This window comes from Actinocorallia populi, assembly GCF_002995495.1.
GTDB classification, from domain to species: Bacteria; Actinomycetota; Actinomycetes; order Streptosporangiales; family Streptosporangiaceae; genus Actinocorallia; species Actinocorallia populi.
The window spans coordinates 378809-398093 of record NZ_PVZV01000007.1; the positions used below are offsets into that span (position 1 = coordinate 378809).

The following is a 19285-nucleotide window of genomic DNA, read 5'->3' on the forward strand; positions in this document are numbered from 1 at the left end:
CATCCCCTTTCAGAGGGCTTCCAGGACCAGGGCGGAGCCCATGCCGCCGCCCGCGCACATCGACACGCAGCCCAGGGACGCGCCGCGGCGGCGCAGCTCCCCGATCATCGTGACCACCATGCGGGCTCCGGTCGCGGCGATCGGGTGGCCCAGGCCGCAGCCGCTGCCGTTGACGTTGACGCGCTCGTGGTCCAGGCCGAGTTCGCGGCCGCACGCCACGGCCACGGTCGCGAACGCCTCGTTGATCTCGAACAGGTCGATGTCGGCGACCTTCAGCCCGCCGCGTTCCACGGCCTTGGGCACCGCCAGCGCCGGGGCGAGCCCGGTGCGCTCGGGGGCGACGCCCACCGACGCCCAGGAGACGATCCGCGCGAGCGGGTTCAGCCCGTGTGCGCGGGCGTAGTCGCCGGAGACGACGACGAGCGCGGCGGCCGCGTCGTTGAGGCCGGCGGAGTTGCCCGCCGTGACGACGGCCCCCTCCAGCTCGGGATGCAGCACGGGCAGGCCTGCCAGCCGTTCCATGGTGGTGTCGGCGCGCGGGTGCTCGTCGGTGGTGAACAGCGAGCCGTCCGGCAGCACGACGGGCACGGTCTCCTCGGCGAATCTCCCCTCCGCGACGGACGCGGCGGCGCGCAGGTGGGAGTGCATCGCCCACTCGTCGGCCTGCTCGCGGGTCACCCCGGCCAGCCGTGCGGTGTTCTCCCCCACGGTCAGCGGCATGTCCCACGGCGGGGCCTGCGGGGTCGCCGGGTGGCTCGGCGACATCCACTGCTCGTAGTCGCGGGCCGAGGCGGGAATGGACTTGAGCGTCCGCGGCATCGAGCTCAGGCTCTCGGTGCCGCCCGCGATGACCGCTTTATCCATGCCCGCCAGGATGGAGCCGGCCGCGATCTGCACCGCGCTCAGTCCCGCCGCGCAGTGCCGGTTGTCGGCCAGGCCCGGGATGTGCTCCAGACCGGCTTCCACCGCCACGTACCGGCCGATGACGCCGCCGCCCTGCAGGGACTCGGCGAGCACCAGGTCGTCGAGGTCCGCCACCGGGACTCCGGCCCTCTCGACGGCGGCGGTCACCGCGGTCCGGGCCAGCGCGAACGCGTCGACGTCCACCAGGGAACCCTTGTGCGACCGTCCGATCGGGGTCCTGGCGACGGCGACGATCACCGCTTCGTTCATCTTCTCTCCTACCCGGTGGCCCTATTTGGGGGCGAAGCGCTGGCCGCCGTCGAGGCGGATGGTCTGGCCGTTGAGCATGGGGTTCTTGACGATGGACTCCACCAGCCAGGCGAACTCGACCGGCTGCCCGGGGCGGCGGGGGAAGGCGGCGTCCTTGGTCAGCTCCTTGACGATCTCCTCGGGCGCGCCCTCCAGGAGGCCGGTGGCGAACAGGCTGGGCGCGATGGCCATCACCCGGATGCCCAGGCTGCCCAGGTCGCGGGCCATGGTCAGGCTCATCCCGGCGATGCCCGCCTTGGCGGCGGTGTAGGCGACCTGGCCGATCTGGCCCTCGAACGCGGCGATGGAGGAGGTGTTGACGATGACGCCGCGCTCGCCGTTGCCGTCGGGCTCGTTCTTGCTCATGTGCCAGGCCTGCAGGCGGTTGAGGTTGAACGTGGCGATGAGGTTGAGCTCGATGAGCTTGCGGAACTCCGCCAGCGGGAGCGGGCCGTTCTTGCTGATGGTGCGCTTGCTGACGCCGCCGCCCGCGGTGTTGACCGCGATGTGCACCGCGCCGTGCGCCGCCAGGACCGCCTCGAGCGCGGCCTCCACGCCCTGCTCGTCGGTGACGTCGCAGGGGTGGAAGGTCGCGCCCAGCGCCTCGGCGGCCTCGGGGCCGCGGCCGTCCGGGAGGTCAACGATCGCGATGGTGCTCCCCTGCGCCGCGAGCTGCTCCGCGGTGGCCCGGCCCATGCCGGAACCGCCGCCGACGATCACTGCCACTTTCTTCGCCGCGTCCACCTTCGGACCTCCGTCTGCCTCGATGTTCGGAAAAGAGCCTTAAAAATAATCATTGATATAATAGACAGGCTGGGGGCGCCGGGTTCAAGAGCGGGGCCCCGGGCCTGCCGACCGCAGGCCCGCCTCCCGTCTCAGCAGGGACTTGTCCACTTTGCCCGCGCCGTTGAGCGGCAGCGCGTCCCGCCGCCAGAGCGTGCGCGGGACCTTGAAGCCCGCCAGCCTCTCCCCGCAGTACGCCACCAGCTCCCCGAACTCCGCGTCTCCGACGACGAACGCGGCGGGCACCTCACCCAGCCGCTCGTGCGGGACGCCCACGACGGCGGCGGCCCGCACCCCCGGGTGTCCGGTGAGGACCTCCTCCACCTCCGCCGGGGAGACGTTGAGGCCGCCGACGATCAGCAGGTCCTTGATCCGGTCGAGCACCCGAAGGCGGCCCTCTCCGTCCCGCTCCCCCACGTCGCCGGTGCGCAGCCAGCCGTCCGAGAACGCCTCCGCGGTCGCTTCGGGGTCGTCGAGGTAACCGGCCATCAGGCCGGGGCTCCGCACGAGGATCTCCCCGTCGGTCTCGCCGATCCGCACCTCGACGCCGGGGATGGGGACTCCCGCGCTTCCCGCGACGGCTTCCAGCGGATCGTCCGGGCGCGTCATCGTGCACACCCCGCAGGCCTCGGTCAGCCCGTAGGCCGTGAAGACGTACGGGATGACGAGGCGCTCCTTCAGGCCGCGAACCAGTTCGGGTGGCACGACGGCTGCTCCGGTGACCGCGATCCTCACCCGGCCCGCAGGCATGTCCGGCTCGGCCAGCAGGGCCTGAAAGAGGGCGGGCGGTCCCTGCAGCACCGTCACGCCCTGCTCGGCGACGGCTTTCACCAGGGCTTTCGGGTCCAGGACGGGTTGCGGCAGCGCCGTCGCGCCCGCCACCGCGCAGGCCAGCAGACCCGTCTTGTGTCCGCCGATGTGCGCGAAGGGCGCCACGACCGGGTACCTGTCACCGCCGCGCAGGCCGGTGTTCTCCACCCAGCTCCGGGTGGTCTCCACCATTCCGCCGTGCCGCAGGAGCACGCCCTTGGGCCGGCCGGTCGTGCCCGAGGTGTACTGCACGTGGCTGATCCGGCCGGGGTGGAGGGCCGCCATCCGGCGGTCGGCCTCGGTCGCGTCCGGTGCCGATGCCAGCAGCTCCCGTACCCGGTGCACCGGCACCACGGCCTCTTCCGGCGGACCGCCTCCTTCCGCGATGACGGCACGGCACCCGGAGCGGGCGATGATGTCGGCGGCCTCGGCGTCGGTGTACCGGATGTTGATCGGCACGACCCGTGCCCCCGCGCACGAAATCCCGTAGGAGGCGATCGCCCAGTCGCACCCGTTGGGCAGCCGGACGCCCACCGCCTCGTCCTCTCCGACGCCCGAGGCGGCCAGTGCCGCCGCGACGGACCGCGCGGCGTCGAGCAGCTCCCCGTAGGTGAGGCGCACCTCCCCTTCGATCAGGGCGGGTGCGGCGCGCGGCGCGCGTTCCAGGACTCCGGGCAGGGTCCCGGGAGGGGCGAGGGGGCGGGTCGTCACGGCCTCACCTTAGGTCGGGGGAACTACTTTTGATACATTCTCTAAAATATTTGATGAGGGGAGAGTCCATGCGGGTACTCAACGGTGTCGACGAGATCCGGGCGGCCGTCGGGCAGCACCTCGGCCACAGCGCGTACCGCACGGTCACGCAGCGGGACATCGACGCCTTCGCCGAGCTGACCGGCGACGACCAGTGGATCCACGTGGACCCCGGGCGGGCCGCGCAGGGCCCCTTCGGCGGCACCATCGCCCACGGGCTGCTCACCCTGTCCCTCGGCCCCCGCCTGGTCCGGGAGATCTACAAGATCGAGGGCATGCGGATGGGCGTCAACTACGGCTACGACAAGATCCGCTTCCCCGCCCCGGTGCCCGTCGACTCCAAGATCAGGGTGGGCGCGGAACTCGAGGACGTGCAGGACGCGAACGGCGGGCTGCTGGTGCGGCTCCGCTTCACCTGGGAGGTCGAGGGGGCTTCCAAGCCCGCATGTGTCGCCTCCATGCTGTTGCGTTACGTCCTGTGAGTCCTGAAGGAGCCGACATGCGTGAAGCCGTCATCTGCGAACCCGTCCGCACGCCCGTGGGCCGCTACGGCGGGTCGTTCAAGGACGTCCCCGCCGTCGACCTCGCCGCCGCGGTGCTGCGCGGCCTGGTGGAACGCACCGGGCTGGCCTCCGGCGACATCGACGAGGTGTTCCTCGGCCAGTGCTACCCCAACTCCGACGCCCCCGCCATCGGACGGGTCGCCGCGCTGGACGCCGGTCTGGACGTGTCGGTCACCGGCCTGCAGATCGACCGGCGCTGCGGCTCGGGCCTGCAGGCCGTCCTGAACGCCGCCATGCAGATCCAGACCGGTGTGAGCGAGCTGATCGTGGCGGGCGGCGCGGAGAGCATGAGCTCGGCCGCGTTCTACACCACCGACATGCGCTGGGGCGTGCGCGGCCCGTCACTGGAGCTGCACGACGGACTCGCCCGGGGCCGGGTGACGGCGGGCGGCAGGTTCCACCCGGTGCCCGGCGGCATGCTGGAGACCGCCGAGAACCTGCGCGCCGAATACGACATCTCCCGCCAAGAGCAGGACGAACTGGCACTGCGCTCCCACCAGCGGGCGGTGGCCGCACAGCAGGCGGGCGTCTTCGCCGAGGAGATCGTCCCCGTCACGGTGCGGACCCGCGAAGGCGAGGTGACGGTCGACGCCGACGAGCACCCCCGTCCGGGCCTGTCCATGGAGGCCCTCACGAAGCTCAAGCCCGTCCTCGGGCGGCAGGACCCGCAGGCCACGGTGACGGCGGGCAACGCCAGCGGCCAGAACGACGGCGCGTCGGCGTGCGTCGTCACCACCCGCCAGAACGCCGAACGGCTCGGGCTGCGCCCGCTGGCCCGTCTGGCCTCCTGGGCGGTCGCCGGAGTACCGCCCAGGACCATGGGCATCGGACCCGTGCCCTCCACCGCCCTCGCCCTGGAACGAGCCGGGCTGAAGCTGAGCGACATCGACCTGATCGAGCTCAACGAGGCGTTCGCCGCCCAGGTCCTGGCCTGCGCCCGCGCGTGGGAGTTCGGCGACGCCGACTGGGAGCGCACCAACGTGCACGGCTCCGGCATCTCCCTGGGCCACCCCGTCGGCGCGACCGGCGGCCGCATCCTGGCCACCCTGCTGCGCGAACTGGAGCGCCGCCAGGGCCGCTACGGCCTGGAGACCATGTGCATCGGCGGCGGCCAGGGCCTGACCGCCGTCTTCGAACGCCTCGCTGACTGACCCGCGCCCCACAGGATCTCAAGGGAAGGAAGGTCCGATGGACCTGCTGGAAGGACGTTCCGCCATCATCACCGGCGCGGGCCAGGGCATCGGCCTGGCCATCGCCAAGGTCTTCGCCGGGGCGGGAGCCCGCCTGGTCATCGCCGACGTCAACGGCGGAGCGGCGGAGGAGGCCGCCGGGGAGCTGTCCGCCTCGGGCGCGACGGCGCTGGCCGTCCGCTGCGACGTCACGGACGAGGACGAGGTCGAGGCGATGGTGGCCGCGTGCGCCGCGGAGTTCGGCTCGGTGGACGTCCTGGTCAACAACGCCGGGATCACCCGCGACGCGACCCTGCGCAAGATGACGGCCGAGCAGTTCCGCCAGGTCATGGACGTGCACCTGTTCGGCACCTGGCTCGGCATGAAGTACGCCTCGCTGAGAATGCGCGAGCAGGGCACCGGATCGATCGTCAACATCTCCTCGATCTCCGGCAAGGTCGGCCTGGTCGGCCAGACCAACTACAGCGCCGCCAAGGCCGGGATCGTCGGCATGACCAAGGCCGGAGCCAAGGAGCTCGCGCACCTGGGCGTGCGCGTCAACGCCATCCAGCCCGGCCTGGTGCGCACCGCGATGACCGAGGCGCTGCGCCCCGACATCTGGGCCGAGAAGCTGGCCGGCGTCCCGATGGGACGCGCGGCCGAACCCGAGGAGGTGGGCAGGGTCGCCCTGTTCCTCGCCAGTGACCTCTCCAGCTACATGACCGGGACGGTCATGGAGGTCACCGGCGGCCGCCACATGTGAGGGATCAGCCCGGCGTGATGAGGCGTTCGGCGAGCCTCCAGCCGTGTTCGGTGCGGCGGAAGGTGTCGCGGTAGGCGCCCATCGAACGCAGGGTCGGGGTGGTCGTGGTATCGGTGAAGAACTGCCAGTAGGACTCCGCGACCGCCCTGTCCCCCGCCACGGAGACCGCGACGGTGCTGATGAGGTGGCGGCTGCGGGAACCGGGGCCGGTGACTCCCTCGGCCCGGCGGGCGGCTCCGGCGGCCACGATCTCCGCGCGGCCGTTCTTCACCGGCACGCCGGGCATCTCCCAGCGCGCGTCCTCGGTGAAGAGCTCGCCGTAGTCGGCGAGCCCGCCGGCGTCGGAGCCCTGCGCGATGCGGGCGAGGACGTTGCGGATCTCCAGTTCGTCGGCCACGGCGCCTCCCTGCCTGTCTGCGTCCATGGGTCGTCCCGCCTTTCCGCGGATCGTCGTCCGCTCCTGCTTGTCGCAAAATAGATTTTATATATAACTTGGGATCGCGTGCCCAGTGATCCGCCGCTCCTCCGGGCGGCCCTAAGGAGGTCCCGATGTCCGACCAGGACTCCCAGCGTTACGCCGAGCGCCTGTTCCCCGCCCCGGTGGACCACGGAATCGCCCGGGAGGACCGGGCCGTGGCCACGGTGCGGTCGGGCACGGACACCGAGGCCGGCGCGCACGAGAACGAGCTGTGGTACCAGGGCAGCGGCCGCATCGGCGAGAAGGCCGTCGAGTCGGTCGTCGTCTACCCGCCGACGCGCGGCGTGGTCGGCCAGGGCGACCCGTTCGAGCCCGTCAGGATCGGCCTGCTCATCGACATGGACCTCGGCCAGCTGCTCGCCGACACCATCGACCCGATCATCCTGGCGGTCGAGGACGCGCTGAACGAGGGCGTCTACGACCGGCCCGTGGAGATCCTCACCGTGGACGCCCGCGGCCTGCCGCGCGAGAACTACCTCAAGGTCCACCACGGGTACCAGAAGCTCGTCGACGCGGGCTGCGTCGTGGTGATCGGGCCGTTCATCTCCGACAACTCCGTCAACCTCTGCGACAAGGTCAACGAGACCGGTGTGGCCTGCATCGGCTGGACCGGCACCACCCGCTTCGCCGGCGAGTACTGCTTCACCGTCGCCAACGGCGACATCCCCACCGAGGGTGCGATGGCCGCCGACTGGTGCTTCCGCAACGGCTACCAGAAGGTCGGCTTCTTCTGGGAGCAGGGCTCCTCGGGCGACCTGTACTCCGACTTCTTCCGCGACTACGCGCGGCAGTACGACCTGGAGATCATCAAGGAGGTCCAGCTCGGCCCCAACCCGCGCGACTTCCAGCGGCACCTGGAGACCATGCGCGACCAGGGCGCCCAGAGCATCGTCTACATGGGCTACGGCTACTCCACCTTCCACTTCGCCAAGGCCTTCAAGGCGCTCGACTGGGACCCGCCCCGCTTCATGGGCACGGCGTTCATGTTCTACTCCAACTCCAACGCGTGGGCCGAAGGTCTCGAAGGGTGGCACGGTGTCGACCAGCTCGGCGAGGACGGCGCCAACCCCAACTACGAGGCGATGATGGAGCGGTTCCAGGCCCGCTTCGGGCGCACCAGCCGCAACGTCGTCGTCGCCCTGTCCTACGACAGCGCCCGCTCGGCGATCCACGGCATCGCCAACGCCCGCATCGCCACCCCCAAGGAGGTGAAGCTGGGCCTCGAGAAGATCAAGTGGATGCCGTGCACCAACGGCGGGCCCGGCTGCTACATCACCTTCGCCGAGTACGACCACCGCGGCTACAAGGGCGACTTCCTGACGATCCGCGAACTGCGCGGCGGGGACCTGCACTTCCGCGGCTACCACCGCCCGCAGTGGCCGTCCAACACCCTCTCCCCGCTGCTCAAGCAGGACTGACCCGAGGAAGACGCACATGGACTTGACCTTCAGCGACGAGCAGAAGGATCTGCAGAGCGTCGTCCGGGCGTTCCTGCACGACGTCTCGCCGGAGGAGGAGGTCCGCCGGCTCATGCAGACGCCGAGCGGATACGACGCCGAGGTGTGGACGAAGATGAGCGACCAGCTCGGCCTGCAGGGGCTCGCCGTCCCCGAGGACCTCGGCGGGGCGGGCGCGGGGGCGCTGGAGGTCGGGATCGTGGCCGAGGAGATGGGCAGGGCGCTGTTCGGCGCGCCCTTCCTGTCGACGTGCGTGCTGGCCACCCAGGCGATCCTCGCCGCCGACGACCCCGGCTGCTCCCGCGAGCTCCTGCCGGGCATCGCCTGCGGCGTCACCGTCGCGACGCTCGCGTTCACCGAGCCGGGCCGCCCCTGGGACGCGCCCGCCGAGCGCACCACGGTGCGCCGCTCCGGCGGCCGGTGGCTGCTCGACGGGGCGAAGGAACTCGTCCTCGACGGCGCCCACGCCGACCTCGTCCTCGTCACCGCACGCGGAGAGCAAGGCGTCGGCCTGTACGCCGTCAGCGCTGACGCGGCGGGCCTCACCCGCACCCCGTCGCGCACCCTCGACCCCACCCGCAAGCTGGCCCGCCTGGAGTTCGCCGGTGTCCCCGCCCATCCCGTAGGCCCCGAGGACGCGGCCGGCCGCATCCTCTCCCGGGTCCTCGACCACGCCTCCGCCGTCTTGGCGGCCGAGGCCGTCGGCGTCGCCCAGCACCTCCTGGACGTCGTCGTCGCCCATGTGAAGGACCGGGTGCAGTTCGGCCGGCCGATCGGCGCCTTCCAGGCCGTCCAGCACGCCTGCGCGCACATGTACGTGGAGGTGGAGTCGGCCCGCGCCGCCGCCCACCACGCGTTGTGGTCGGCCGCCGCCGGTTCTCCCGACCTCCCCCTGGCCGCGTCCCTGGCCAAGGCCTGCTGCACCGACTCCGCCATGCGGGTGGCCGCCGAGGCCATCCAGCTGCTCGGCGGCATAGGCGTCACCTGGGAACATCCCGCGCATCTGTACTTTCGCCGGGCGAAGAGTTCACAATTGATCTTCGGCGGCACCGACCAGCACCGCGACGCGCTGGTCCGCCGCCTCGACGCCCAGCTGACAGGAGCCTGACGAGATGGTGCTAGGAATCCACGACGCGGACAAGGTCCGCACCCTGACCTTCCGCCGCCCGGAGGCCGCGAACTCCTTCAGCGAAGAGCTCTACCGCACCACCGCGGCAGCCCTCGACGCGGCGGCCTCCGACGACGCCGTCTCCGTCGTCGTCCTCACCGGCGAGGGCAAGGTCTTCTCCGCCGGCACCGACCTCAAGGAGATGGCCGCGATCGCCCAGGCCGTCGCCTCCGGGGACGCCACCCCCGACACCGGCAAGGGCTTCCAGATCCTCATGGACGCCGTGGTGAACTTCCCCAAGCCCCTGCTGGCGGCTGTGAACGGCCCCGGCATCGGGCTGGGCCTGACGATCCTCCCCCACTGCGACCTCGTCCTCATCGCCGAAGGCGCCAAGCTCAGCGCCCCCTTCACCACCATGGGCGTGGCCCCCGAAGCCGCCAGCAGCTACCTTCTCCCCCGCTACCTCGGCCCCCAGAGGGCCAACCTGGTCCTCCTGTGGGGCCACCCCCTCACCGCCGAGGAAGCGGTGGAGGCGGGCCTGGCCCTGCGCGCCTGCCCCCGCGAGAAGGTCCTGGAGGAGACCCTGGAGCTCGCCCGCGAACTCGCCGCCAAGCCCCTCCCCTCCCTCCTCGCCACCAAGCGCGTCATCGCCGAGGCCCACCGGGAAGCCGTCCTGGCCGCCCGCGCCCGCGAGGACGCCGCCTTCTCCGAACTCCTCAAAGGCTGACCCGCATGCGGGGCGCGGATGCGCCCCGCATGCCCCTCATCCGAGGCCGGGGAGCGCGGAACGCGGATCGACGCCGGAGAAGAACAGGCCGATGGTGAAGCCCGCGACCTCCTCCAGCTGGCGGGCCCGGGCCAGCGGGCCCAGTACCGCCGGGACTCCGCCCAGGTCCCGGACGAGGTCGCCGACCGTCTTCAGGGCCGCCTGGTCGTCGCCGCACATCGCGACGGTCACCGGGGGCCGCTCGGGGTCGGGAGCCGTCCATTGGGTGGAGGCGAACAGGTGGAGGGCCTTGACGACGTGCGCGCCCGGAGCGAGCGCGGCGACGCGTTCGGCCATCGACTCGGCGCCCGTCAGCAGGACGCCCACACCGTGCTCCACCGCGTTCGTGGGGTCGATGAGCGGTGTGCCTTCGAGCGTGCCTTCGTGGCCTCCGGCGCTGTGCAGGATGTCGGCGGCGCCCGTCCAGGTCACGGCGAGCAGCACCGCGTCCCGTCCGGTGACCGCTTCGCGGGCGTCGGCGGCGCGGGCTCCCGCGCCCAGCCGGTCCGCCAGCGCCTCCGCCTTGGCCGGCGACCGTCCCGCGATCGTCACCTCGTGTCCGGCGCGCGTCCAGGCCGCGCCGAGGGCTTCGGCCAGATTTCCGGTTCCCAGGATTCCGATGTTCATGGGAGCAAGGTAGGTAGGACGATACGCACCGATCGGTGCGCGACGGGATGCGAGCATGGGCCTGTGAGCGAGTGTCATGAGCTGGTGGCGGACTGCCGGTTGCGGGCGGCCGTGGAGCTGTTCGCGCACACATGGGACCCGGTCGTGCTGGCCGCGCTCCAGCAGGGCCAGCGCCGCAGGCACGAGCTGCGCGCGGCGATCGGGGGGATGAGCGACAAGGTGCTCACCGAGGCGCTGCGGCGGCTGGCCGCGAACGGGCTCGTGGAGCGCCGCGTGTACGCGCAGGCGCCGCCCCGTGTCGACTACCGGCTCACCGACCTCGGACGGAGTCTCGTGGACGGCCCCATGACCGCACTGGCCCGGTGGGTCGCCGAGCACGGCGACGAACTGTTCGAGGCCCAGGAGCGTGCTTCGACCGGCTGATCGGACCTATGCTGTGCGCATGATCGAGAGAATCGAGCCCCCCGTCCGCCTGTGAGCGAGACGACCGGGCCCCAACCGCTCGGAAACCAGACGAGCCTGTACGAGCACGCTCTGCGGCTCCACCGCCTGCACCCCGACACCGCGCTTCCGAACGACGGCCAGCCCTATCCGGACAGCGGCTCCCGCCCCCGACGGAGTCCGGGAACGCAGGACGACCGTCGTCGCCAGGGCGCGGGTGCGGCCGCCGTCCTGGACGCGTTCTTCGCCCGCCCCGACGCGACACCGGACGAACTGGTCGGAGCCTTCCGCGACGTCGACGTCCCCATCCACTCCAACGAACACATCGCCGCCGCCGCGCTGCGTGCCGACCTCGCGCGGGTCCAGGAGACCGGCCGATGGCTGGTCCGCCACAGCCCCGACCAGGATTCGGTCCTGATCGGACTCGCCCTCCTCGCCTCCGACTGGGCGGAGGAGGACACCGACCTCATCAAGTACATCGGCCTGCTGTCAGAGACCTTCGGCCCGCTCGCCGCCCGGGCGTTGAGACGGCGCAGGGGCGGGAACACGGCGCTCCTGTGGCTCGCCCGGCGGACCGCCGGCTGGGGCCGCGTCTACATCGTCGAAGCCCTCTGCCACGTCGGAGGCCCTTCGGCCCGCTCCTGGCTGCTGCGCGAAGCCATCGACGGCGACGCGCTCAACGGCTACTACGCGGGCGCCGTCGCCCGTGCCGCCGACGTCCACGAGGCGATCACCGCCCCCGACCCCGACGACGAGCTCGTCGACCACACCGGCCGCCTCCTGCGCGTCATGGCCGGCAACCACGGCATGGGCATGTCCTGGAGCGGCTACCACTCGGTCCGCCACGTCCTCGACGCCCACGTCACCCACCTGGCCCACCAGGAACCGACACCGGCCCGCTACTTCACCGCCGCCTTCATCGCCGACCACCTCCGCCAGGAGGATCCCGACGTCCCGAGCCTCCCCCCGGACCAGCGGTCCGCCCTCCTGAACCGCTATCTCGCCGTCCTCCACCGCGACGACTGGTCGTCGATGGCCCGGACGGAACTCGACCCCGCCGACGAGTTCACCGCCTGGTTCCTGGAGACCGTCGCCCCACGCCTGCGATCACCGGACTGAGAACCGCCCACGGCGGCACGGCCGGGCATCCGCAGGACGGACGCCCGGCCATGCCGCATGGTGGTTCAGCGGCGCACCAGGGCGAAGACCCCAGTCGAGGTACTCCCGCGCGGCCTGGCGGCCGGTTCGCCGTCGAGATCGCCGTCGAGCCGACGGCAGTCGTCGAGTCGCTGCGCCGCCTTGTACCGGTCCCAGCCGTCCTCATCGGCGGGCATCATCCCGACGGCGGCGTGGGTCTTGCGGGCGGGGGCGGCCGTCAGTGGTCGACGGTGATGACGATCTTGCCCACCTGGGCGCCCTCCTCCATGTAGCGGTGCGCCGCGACGATCTCGTCCAGGCCGAAGGTGCGGTCCACGACGGGCCGGAAGGCGCCGGTGCGCAGGCCGGAGGAGACGAACGCCTCGGCACGGCGGAGGCGTTCGGGGTCCCTGGTCGTCTCGTGCATGGTGTAGGTGCGCATGTTCAGGGCGGGCATGCCGAGCGCGAAGCCGGGGTAGGGAGTCTCCTCGCCGCTCACCGCCCCGTACAGGAAGAGCGTGCCGCCGGGGGCCACCGCCCTGGCCAGCTCCACGACGCCGGGTCCGGCGACGGCGTCGAAGACGAACTCGGCGCCCCTGCCCGCGGTCAGGGCGAGCACGCGGTCGGCCACGTTCTCCTCGTCCGTGACGATCACGTCGGCCGCCCCCGCCCCGAGCAGCGCGTCCCTCTTGGCGCGGCTGCGCGTGGTGGCGACGGGCACCGCGCCGACGCGCCGTGCCAGCTGGATCGCGGCCAGTCCGACGCTGCTGGAGGCCGCGGTGATGACGACCGCGTCCCCGGCCTTCATGCCGCCCACCTCGACCAGCGCCCCGTAGGCCGTCACGTAGGGCATCCACACCGCCGCGCCCTCGACCGCGCCGAGCCCGTCGGGGCGGTGGACGACCGCGGCCGCGGGCACGATCGCCCGCTCGGCGTAGACGGTGTAGTCGTTCATCGAGAACGCGGGCACCACGCTGACCGGCAGGCCGGGCTCGAACCCCGTCACGCCCGCGCCGACGGCCTCGACCACTCCCGCGGCCTCGGCTCCGAGCCCGGCGGGGAACTCCTTGACCGGCTCGATGTAGTGGCCGCCGCGGAACAGCACCTCGGCGCGGTTGAGGCCGATCGCGTCCACCCGGATCAGCAGTTCGCCGGGTCCGGGTCCGCCGACCTCCACGTCCTCCAGCCGCAGCACCTCCGGCCCGCCGTACTCATGGAAACGCACCGTCGCGACCATCACGGATCCCTTCGAACGATGACGGCGACACGACCGCACCGCCGCGTCCCACCCAAACGCAAAGTTCGATCTCTGTCAAACTTCGATGCTCATGGTACTTTGACAGGAGTCGAACGAGGAGCGGAAGGACGGCGGTCGATGGCAACGGCGCGGCGGAGCAGCCGGAGTGAGCGCGTCCCGGCTCACCCGGACATCCACACGATCGGCCTCCAGCAGGTGCTCGAAGCCCTGGTCGACCCCGTGCGCAGGCAGATCGTCAGCGCGCTGTACGCCGCCGACCAGGCCCTCGCCTGCGGCACGATCGACCTGCCCGTCAGCAAGTCCACCGCCACCCACCACTTCCACGTGCTGCGCGAGGCGGGCCTCATCCGCCAGCACTACGCCGGCACCTCCCGCATGAACGAGCTGCGCCGCGACGAGATCGACGAGGCCTTCCCCGGGCTCCTCCACGCGCTGGTGACCCGGCACGACCGGGAACGGTGAACCCGGGCCCTCGCTCGTCCTCCCGGATCCCCGTCCGGATGCGGACAGACGCCGAGCGAGGGGATCACCGGCGGCATAAGGTGCGCACATGTCGGAGCCTGTCGATCCACGGGAATCCGGCGTGTCGCCGGTGGCGTGGCGGCCCGTCCTGACGATGGCCGCCGTGCTGGGCGCGGTGCTGCTGGCCTTCGCCGGGCGATACGGCTACCACCGCGACGAGTTGTACTTCCGGGCCGCGGGCCGGCACCTGGACTGGGGGTATCCCGACCAGCCCCCGCTGGTCCCGCTGGTCGCCCGAGCGGTCACCGAGCTGTTCGGCGACTCGCTGTTCCTGCTGCGGGCGCCGTCCGCCCTGCTGACCGCGGCGGGAGTGGTGCTCGCCGCTTTGACGGCCCGGGAGCTGGGCGGCGGCCGGCGTGCCCAGCTGCTCACGGCCGGGGCGTACACAGTATGCCCCTTCATCGTCGCCACCGGGCACCTGCTTTCCACGGCGACTTTCGACGTGTTCGCCTCCACCGCGCTGGTATGGCTGGCGGTCCGGTGGACGCGCACCCGCGACCGGTGGTCGCCGCTCGCCGCCGGTGCCGTGGCGGCCGTCGCGCTGAACGTCAAGCACCTGGTCGTCTTCCTGGCCGCCGCTCTCGTGGCAGGCCTGCTGATCAGCGGTCCCCGGGAGTTCCTGCGCCGCCCCGCCACGCTCGCCGGTGCCGCCGTCGCCGCGCTCGCGGCCCTTCCCGCGCTGCTCTGGCAGGCCCGGCACGACTGGCCTCAGCTGGAGATGGCCGACCAGATCGCCGCCGAGGGCGACTTCGGCGGACGGCTCGGCTTCCTGCCGTTCCAGCTCGTCCTCACCGGCGTGGTGCTGTCCTGGTTGTGGATCTACGGCCTGTGGCGGCTGTTCCGTTCACCCGACCTCACCCGCGTCCGCTTCCTCGGCTGGGCGTACCTGCTGCTGGCGCTCGTCTTCCTGGCCACCGCCGGAAAGCCGTACTACCTCGCGGGCCTGTGGGCGGCGCTGTGGGCGGCGGGCGCCGTCGAGATCGAGCGCCGGGGCGCCCCGCGCGGCACGGGATGGGCGGTCTCGGTCCCGGCGTACGCGATCACCGGCGCCGTCACCGTCCTGATCTCCCTGCCCGTGTACCCGGTGGACCTGCTGGCCCGCACCCCGCAGCCGTACGTCAACGCGGACGCGGCCGAGACCGTCGGCTGGCCCCGGCTGGCCGCCGAGGTGGCCCGGGTGCACCGCTCGCTGCCCGAGGACGAGCGCTCCCGCGCCGCCGTCCTGACGGTGAACTACGGCGAGGCCGGGGCCATCGACCGCTACGGCCCCGCCCTCGGCCTGCCCCGCGCCTACAGCGGCCACAACGGCTACCACTACTTCGGGCGTCCCCCGGACACCGCGGACCCGGTCATCTTCGTCGGCGCGGAGAGCGCGGCCGGCCTGCTCCGCTTCTGGACGGACGTCACCGCCGCGGGCCGCGTCGACAACGGCGTCGGCCTCGACAACGAGGAGCAGGGCCAGACCATCTGGATCTGCCGCGGCCCCCGCTCCCCGTGGCCGGAGCTCTGGCCGCGGCTCGCCCACCTGAGCTGAGGCTTCAGGAGATGCCGGACTCCTCCTCGAGGCGGCGTTTGAGGACCTTGCCGGTCTCGTTGTAGGGCAGGGCGTCGCGGAACTCGATGAAGGCGGGGACCTTGAAGGCGGCGAGCTTCTCGGCGACCCAGGCGCGCAGGTCGTCGTCGGAGGGGCGGGGTGCGCCGGGCTCCGGGACGACGAAGGCCTTGACCTGCTGGCCGAGGATCCGGTCGGGGACGCCGATGACGGCGGCGTCGGCGATGGCGGGGTGCTCGACGAGGCGGTACTCGATCTCGATGGGGTAGATGTTCTCGCCGCCGCGGAGGATGAGGTCGCGCATGCGGCTTTCGAGGTAGAGGACGCCGTCGGCGATGCGGCCGTAGTCGCCGGTGCGGTACCAGCGGTCCTCGGCGAAGGCCTCGGCGGTGGCCTCGGGGTTGTTCCAGTAGCCGAGGAAGACGCCGGCGCCCCTGATGGTGACCTCGCCCACCTCGTTCTCGCCCAGCGGGACGCCGTCGGGGTCGCGGACCTGGACCTCCATGGTGGGGGCGGGGGCTCCGACGGACGCGGGGTGGCCGTCCATCTCGGGGCCGTTGAGGAAGGTGCCGCCGCCGGTCGTCTCGGTCATGCCGTAGCCGTTGGTGATCTGGACGCCGGGCATCTTCTCCTCGAAGAGGCGCAGCAGCTCGGGGGCGAACGTCGAGCCGCCGCTGCCGATGACGGCGACCTGGTCGGTGCTGTACTTCTCGAAGTCGGGGTGGGTGAGCATGCGCCAGAAGTGCGTCGGGACGCCGTGCCACTGGGTGAGCCTGTACCTGTCGGTCAGCTTCAGGGCGCGTTCGGCGTCCCAGCGCCCCGGTTCGGGGAAGACGAGGCGGGAGCCGAACGACGGGGCGATGACCATGGCGGGGCCCACGCCGGAGACGTGGAAGAACGGGTTGGAGCAGATCGACGTCCGCTGCACGTCGCCCGGGATCTGGCGGTACCTTCCGCCGCCGTTCACGACCACGACGGCGCCGCCGAGACCGCCGAACAGTCCGAAGTGCACGAAGTTGCGGTGCGAGAGCGTGGCGCCCTTGGGCAGGCTGGTCGTCCCGCTGGTGAACAGGATGGTGGCGGGGTCGTCCTCGGCGATCTCGACGTCCGGCAGGCCGCGGCCCGGGTCGTGGACGGCGAGCGCGGCCTCGTGCAGGTCGCGCAGCGAGACGGGGGTTCCGCCCTTCGCGGCGAACTCCGTCCGGCCGAGGCGCTCCAGCGGGCGGCCGAGGCCGAAGAGCACCCTGGGTCCGGTCAGGGTGATGCCGTGGTCGAGTTCCGCGGGCGCCCACCAGCCGTTGAGGCCGACCATGATGGCGCCGAGCGAGAGCGTCGCCCAGTACGCCAGGAGGTACTCCTTGCCGTTGGGCGCGGCGACCGCGACGCGGTCCCCCTTGGTGACGCCGTACTCGTTCGCCAGGACCTCGGCGTAGGCGGCGGCCAGGGTGAGCGCCTCCCCGAAGGTGAGCGTGTCGGGTTCGGGGCCGTCGAAGACGCAGTACTCGGCGTCGGGATGGCGTTCGGCCGCGCGGGCGAGCAGCGCCGGGAGGTGCGGGGAGCGCTGGACGAAGACCTCGACGGCCGAGCCGAGGACGTCTTCGGTGGTCCGTTCGAAGGGACCGTCCGGGCCGCACAGCAGGTTCCGCATGTCCTCGCTCAGCGACCGGTCGGCGGTCCAGCGCAGGGTGACGGGAGGGGCCTGGCGGCCCGGAACGGTGTCGGTCACGAGATCCTCCGGGGTGGGGTTATTCCAGGTCGAGAACGCGTTTGGCGTTGTCGTGGAGGAACTTCGGCCGCACGTCGTCCTTCAGCGGGACGTTCGGCAGTTCCTTCATGATGCGGTCGAGGGACAGGCCCATCGGGTAGTAGCCCGCGTAGATGACCTTCTCCGCGCCCCGGGAGTTGGCGTAGTCGATGATCTCCCGCGGGTAGTACTTCGGTGCGAACGCGCTCGTGGAGTAGTACAGGTTGGGCCACTTGAGCATGAGTTTCACGGCCAGATCGACCCACGGTTCGCAGCCGTGGCGGGTGACCATCACCAGTTCCGGGAAGTCGAACATCACCTCGTCGATGTACTCGACCTTCTGCGGTTCGAAAGGCACCCGGGGGCCGGGGATCCCGGCGCACACGAAGATGGGCAGGCCCAGCTCCACGCACTTGGCGTAGACCGGGTACATCTTCTTGTCGTTGATGGCGACCTGGGGGTTCGTCCCGGCGGGGAAGACGTCGACGGCCTTGATGCCGAGTTCGGAGTGCGCCGCCGTGATCTCCCGGATCGCCTCCATTCCCTTGTTCGGGTCGACCGACAGGCACCCGGCGAACCGGTCGGGGTGGTCGGTGACCGCGCGTCTCCCGTCCTCGCCGCGGACGCCGACGAGCCCGACGGAGACGCCGTGGGCGTCCATCTGGCCGAGCGTCACCGCGACCGGGTCGACCGGCTCCTCGTCCGCCTGGTCGGGCACGTCCTTGAACATGTAGCCCGCGGGCATCTTCAGCTTCCCGGACTCGGCGTCCTTGGTCTGCTTCGTGATGAACCCGTACGTCGCCTTCGGGTCCCGCATGGGGAACCCGATCATCGTGTCGATGATGGGCTGGTCCGCCGCCATGGCTCACTCGCTCCCGTCTCGCTGTGCGATCGTCGTCCTGAACGGCACATCCTTGTCGGGATGCCGCTCGCGGGGAAGGCCGAGGATGCGCTCGGCGATGGCGTTGAGCTGGATGAAGTCGGTGCCGCCGCCGATCCGCAGGCCCTGCGCGCTGAGCAGCTGCTGCTGCCCCGCTCCCCCGCCGGGCGCCTCCTCGCCGGCGAGGAGGCCGCGGGCGCCCTCGATGGCCAGGGCGGCCTCACCCGCGAGATGCGCGCGCCGGGCCACCAGCAGCTTCATGATCGACCCCTCGGGGCCCGGCGGCACCCCGCGGGCGACCGCCGCACGCATCCGCAGGCCGAGAAAGCGCAGGATCTCATCCAGCGTGTAGACCTCGGCGATGCGCTGCCGCACGAGAGGGTCATCGATCCGGCCGCAGGCGCGGGCCAGCTCCACCAGGGCGCGGGCCCGCTCTCCCCCGCCCGCGCCGATCATGGCGCGTTCGGCGGCGAGCGTGGTGTGCACGACCTTCCAGCCCGCGTCCACCTCACCCACGACGTTGCCCGCCGGCACGCGGACGCCGTCCAGGAACACCTCGTTGAAGTGGTACGAGCCGTTCATCTGGCGCAGCGGCCGCACTTCGATGCCGGGGGTGCGCATGTCGAGCAGGAAGTAGGTGATGCCCTGGTGCTTGGGCACGTCGATGTTCGTGCGGCCCAGCAGGATCGCCCAGTCGGCCACCTGCGCGGAGGACGTCCAGACCTTCTGCCCGGTGACGAGCCAGTCCCCCGTGGCCTCGTCGCGCACCGCCCGGGTGCGCAAAGACGCCAGGTCCGAGCCCGCGCCGGGCTCGCTGTAGAGCTGGCACCACACGCGCTCGCCGTTCAGCAGCGGCGGCAGGTGCTCGGCGCACTGCGCGGCCGTGCCGTGCCGCATCAGCGTCGGCCCGACCATCTTCAGGCCGATCAGCAGCGGACCGACCGAAACACCGGCCCGCTCGCACTCCTCGGCGAAGACGGCCTCCTGTCCGGGGGTCCCGCCCCGCCCTCCGAACGCCTCGGGCCAGGAGATCGCGGCCCAGCCTCCGGCGCGGAGGCGGGCCTGCCATTCCTTGGCCGCCTCGAGGCTGGCGCGTTCGGCGGCCTCGTAGGCCTCGGCGGAATCGGCGGACTCGAAGTGCAGCCGGGGTTTCACCCTGCCCGAGAAGGCAGGCGCGTTCTCGCCCAGCCAGGCGCGGGCCTCGGCCCGGAAGGCCGCCAGTTCGGGAGTGTCCTGCAACTCCACGTGTTCTCCTTCGACGGGTT

At 71.8% G+C, this 19285-nt stretch carries 20 protein-coding genes; 10 read left to right on the plus strand and 10 right to left on the minus strand.

Going from position 1 to position 19285, the window contains the following annotated elements; genetic code table 11:
* Window positions 1-9: 9 nt before the first annotated feature.
* The 3 genes from C2865_RS28510 to C2865_RS28520 form a co-directional block, all read right to left on the minus strand.
* On the minus strand, window positions 10-1173 hold the full coding sequence (locus tag C2865_RS28510; RefSeq protein WP_106401675.1) for a thiolase family protein: 1164 nt from the start codon (window positions 1171-1173) through the stop codon (window positions 10-12).
* Window positions 1174-1194: 21 nt separating this feature from the next.
* The gene (locus C2865_RS28515; RefSeq protein WP_106401676.1) at window positions 1195-1956 is read right to left on the minus strand and encodes an SDR family NAD(P)-dependent oxidoreductase; all 762 of its coding nucleotides are present in this window, start codon (window positions 1954-1956) and stop codon (window positions 1195-1197) included.
* Window positions 1957-2040: 84 nt separating this feature from the next.
* Complete coding sequence (locus C2865_RS28520) at window positions 2041-3516, minus strand: AMP-binding protein (RefSeq protein ID WP_157963935.1); 1476 nt, start codon at window positions 3514-3516, stop codon at window positions 2041-2043.
* Between the two features lie 68 nt (window positions 3517-3584).
* On the opposite strand from C2865_RS28520, the gene C2865_RS28525 reads away from it, so the two are divergent.
* The 3 genes from C2865_RS28525 to fabG are packed head-to-tail and all read left to right on the plus strand — an operon-like array spanning window position 3585 to window position 6050.
* Entirely contained in the window at window positions 3585-4037 is a 453-nt protein-coding gene (locus tag C2865_RS28525) for a MaoC family dehydratase (RefSeq protein WP_106401678.1), read from the plus strand.
* 17 nt (window positions 4038-4054) lie between these two features.
* Window positions 4055-5269, plus strand: coding sequence for an acetyl-CoA C-acetyltransferase (locus C2865_RS28530; protein WP_106401679.1), 1215 nt, complete (start codon window positions 4055-4057; stop codon window positions 5267-5269).
* 37 nt (window positions 5270-5306) lie between these two features.
* Window positions 5307-6050: a 3-oxoacyl-ACP reductase FabG gene (gene fabG / locus C2865_RS28535; RefSeq protein WP_106401680.1), complete on the plus strand. Its 744-nt coding sequence runs from the start codon at window positions 5307-5309 to the stop codon at window positions 6048-6050.
* A gap of 4 nt (window positions 6051-6054) precedes the next feature.
* Here the strand turns inward: fabG and C2865_RS28540 are convergent, their stop codons facing one another.
* The gene (locus C2865_RS28540; protein WP_106401681.1) at window positions 6055-6474 is read right to left on the minus strand and encodes a nuclear transport factor 2 family protein; all 420 of its coding nucleotides are present in this window, start codon (window positions 6472-6474) and stop codon (window positions 6055-6057) included.
* A 125-nt stretch (window positions 6475-6599) separates the two neighbouring features.
* Between C2865_RS28540 and C2865_RS28545 the strand changes: the two genes are divergently transcribed.
* The 3 genes from C2865_RS28545 to C2865_RS28555 are packed head-to-tail and all read left to right on the plus strand — an operon-like array spanning window position 6600 to window position 9820.
* Window positions 6600-7946 carry an ABC transporter substrate-binding protein gene (locus tag C2865_RS28545; protein ID WP_106401682.1) on the plus strand — a complete coding sequence of 449 codons (1347 nt, stop codon included), beginning with the start codon at window positions 6600-6602 and terminating at the stop codon, window positions 7944-7946.
* Between the two features lie 16 nt (window positions 7947-7962).
* Window positions 7963-9093, plus strand: a complete 1131-nt coding sequence (locus C2865_RS28550; protein WP_106401683.1) for an acyl-CoA dehydrogenase family protein — start codon at window positions 7963-7965, stop codon at window positions 9091-9093.
* 4 nt (window positions 9094-9097) lie between these two features.
* Window positions 9098-9820, plus strand: a complete 723-nt coding sequence (locus tag C2865_RS28555; protein WP_106401684.1) for an enoyl-CoA hydratase-related protein — start codon at window positions 9098-9100, stop codon at window positions 9818-9820.
* Between the two features lie 36 nt (window positions 9821-9856).
* Here C2865_RS28555 and C2865_RS28560 read toward each other — a convergent pair whose 3' ends face one another.
* Window positions 9857-10486, minus strand: a complete 630-nt coding sequence (locus C2865_RS28560; protein WP_106401685.1) for an NADPH-dependent F420 reductase — start codon at window positions 10484-10486, stop codon at window positions 9857-9859.
* A gap of 63 nt (window positions 10487-10549) precedes the next feature.
* On the opposite strand from C2865_RS28560, the gene C2865_RS28565 reads away from it, so the two are divergent.
* The gene (locus C2865_RS28565; protein ID WP_198653671.1) at window positions 10550-10909 is read left to right on the plus strand and encodes a winged helix-turn-helix transcriptional regulator; all 360 of its coding nucleotides are present in this window, start codon (window positions 10550-10552) and stop codon (window positions 10907-10909) included.
* 51 nt (window positions 10910-10960) lie between these two features.
* Window positions 10961-12046, plus strand: a complete 1086-nt coding sequence (locus C2865_RS28570) for a hypothetical protein (protein WP_106401687.1) — start codon at window positions 10961-10963, stop codon at window positions 12044-12046.
* A gap of 65 nt (window positions 12047-12111) precedes the next feature.
* Here the strand turns inward: C2865_RS28570 and C2865_RS39600 are convergent, their stop codons facing one another.
* Both C2865_RS39600 and C2865_RS28575 read right to left on the minus strand, forming a co-directional pair.
* The gene (locus C2865_RS39600) at window positions 12112-12264 is read right to left on the minus strand and encodes a hypothetical protein (RefSeq protein WP_157963937.1); all 153 of its coding nucleotides are present in this window, start codon (window positions 12262-12264) and stop codon (window positions 12112-12114) included.
* A gap of 38 nt (window positions 12265-12302) precedes the next feature.
* On the minus strand, window positions 12303-13301 hold the full coding sequence (locus C2865_RS28575) for a zinc-dependent alcohol dehydrogenase family protein (RefSeq protein WP_106401688.1): 999 nt from the start codon (window positions 13299-13301) through the stop codon (window positions 12303-12305).
* A gap of 138 nt (window positions 13302-13439) precedes the next feature.
* On the opposite strand from C2865_RS28575, the gene C2865_RS28580 reads away from it, so the two are divergent.
* Both C2865_RS28580 and C2865_RS28585 read left to right on the plus strand, forming a co-directional pair.
* A complete protein-coding gene (locus tag C2865_RS28580) occupies window positions 13440-13784 on the plus strand; it encodes an ArsR/SmtB family transcription factor (RefSeq protein WP_106401689.1) in 345 nt (114 codons plus the stop codon).
* Between the two features lie 88 nt (window positions 13785-13872).
* Window positions 13873-15378 carry an ArnT family glycosyltransferase gene (locus C2865_RS28585; RefSeq protein WP_106401690.1) on the plus strand — a complete coding sequence of 502 codons (1506 nt, stop codon included), beginning with the start codon at window positions 13873-13875 and terminating at the stop codon, window positions 15376-15378.
* 4 nt (window positions 15379-15382) lie between these two features.
* On the opposite strand, the gene C2865_RS28590 is transcribed toward C2865_RS28585, so the two are convergent.
* From C2865_RS28590 to C2865_RS28600, 3 genes are read right to left on the minus strand one after another with little or no spacing between them, the layout of a single operon-like run.
* Window positions 15383-17122 (minus strand): class I adenylate-forming enzyme family protein, encoded by a 1740-nt coding sequence (locus C2865_RS28590; RefSeq protein WP_198653672.1) that lies wholly within the window; start codon window positions 17120-17122, stop codon window positions 15383-15385.
* 19 nt (window positions 17123-17141) lie between these two features.
* Window positions 17142-18002, minus strand: coding sequence for an amidohydrolase family protein (locus C2865_RS28595; protein ID WP_106401691.1), 861 nt, complete (start codon window positions 18000-18002; stop codon window positions 17142-17144).
* Between the two features lie 3 nt (window positions 18003-18005).
* The gene (locus C2865_RS28600; protein ID WP_198653673.1) at window positions 18006-19265 is read right to left on the minus strand and encodes an acyl-CoA dehydrogenase family protein; all 1260 of its coding nucleotides are present in this window, start codon (window positions 19263-19265) and stop codon (window positions 18006-18008) included.
* Between the last annotated feature and the right edge of the window lie 20 nt (window positions 19266-19285).

Excerpts from the sequence above, each read along its gene's own strand:
- C2865_RS28530 (WP_106401679.1), top strand. The coding sequence starts at position 4,055 with ATGCGTGAAGCCGTCATCTGCGAACCCGTCCGCACGCCCGTGGGCCGC.
- C2865_RS28575 (WP_106401688.1), bottom strand. The coding sequence starts at position 13,301 with ATGGTCGCGACGGTGCGTTTCCATGAGTACGGCGGGCCGGAGGTGCTG.
- C2865_RS28585 (WP_106401690.1), top strand. The coding sequence starts at position 13,873 with ATGTCGGAGCCTGTCGATCCACGGGAATCCGGCGTGTCGCCGGTGGCG.
- C2865_RS28545 (WP_106401682.1), top strand. The coding sequence starts at position 6,600 with ATGTCCGACCAGGACTCCCAGCGTTACGCCGAGCGCCTGTTCCCCGCC.
- fabG (WP_106401680.1), top strand. The coding sequence starts at position 5,307 with ATGGACCTGCTGGAAGGACGTTCCGCCATCATCACCGGCGCGGGCCAG.
- C2865_RS28560 (WP_106401685.1), bottom strand. The coding sequence starts at position 10,486 with ATGAACATCGGAATCCTGGGAACCGGAAATCTGGCCGAAGCCCTCGGC.
- C2865_RS39600 (WP_157963937.1), bottom strand. The coding sequence starts at position 12,264 with ATGATGCCCGCCGATGAGGACGGCTGGGACCGGTACAAGGCGGCGCAG.
- C2865_RS28525 (WP_106401678.1), top strand. The coding sequence starts at position 3,585 with ATGCGGGTACTCAACGGTGTCGACGAGATCCGGGCGGCCGTCGGGCAG.
- C2865_RS28595 (WP_106401691.1), bottom strand. The coding sequence starts at position 18,002 with ATGGCGGCGGACCAGCCCATCATCGACACGATGATCGGGTTCCCCATG.
- C2865_RS28550 (WP_106401683.1), top strand. The coding sequence starts at position 7,963 with ATGGACTTGACCTTCAGCGACGAGCAGAAGGATCTGCAGAGCGTCGTC.
- C2865_RS28580 (WP_106401689.1), top strand. The coding sequence starts at position 13,440 with ATGGCAACGGCGCGGCGGAGCAGCCGGAGTGAGCGCGTCCCGGCTCAC.
- C2865_RS28510 (WP_106401675.1), bottom strand. The coding sequence starts at position 1,173 with ATGAACGAAGCGGTGATCGTCGCCGTCGCCAGGACCCCGATCGGACGG.
- C2865_RS28540 (WP_106401681.1), bottom strand. The coding sequence starts at position 6,474 with ATGGACGCAGACAGGCAGGGAGGCGCCGTGGCCGACGAACTGGAGATC.
- C2865_RS28555 (WP_106401684.1), top strand. The coding sequence starts at position 9,098 with ATGGTGCTAGGAATCCACGACGCGGACAAGGTCCGCACCCTGACCTTC.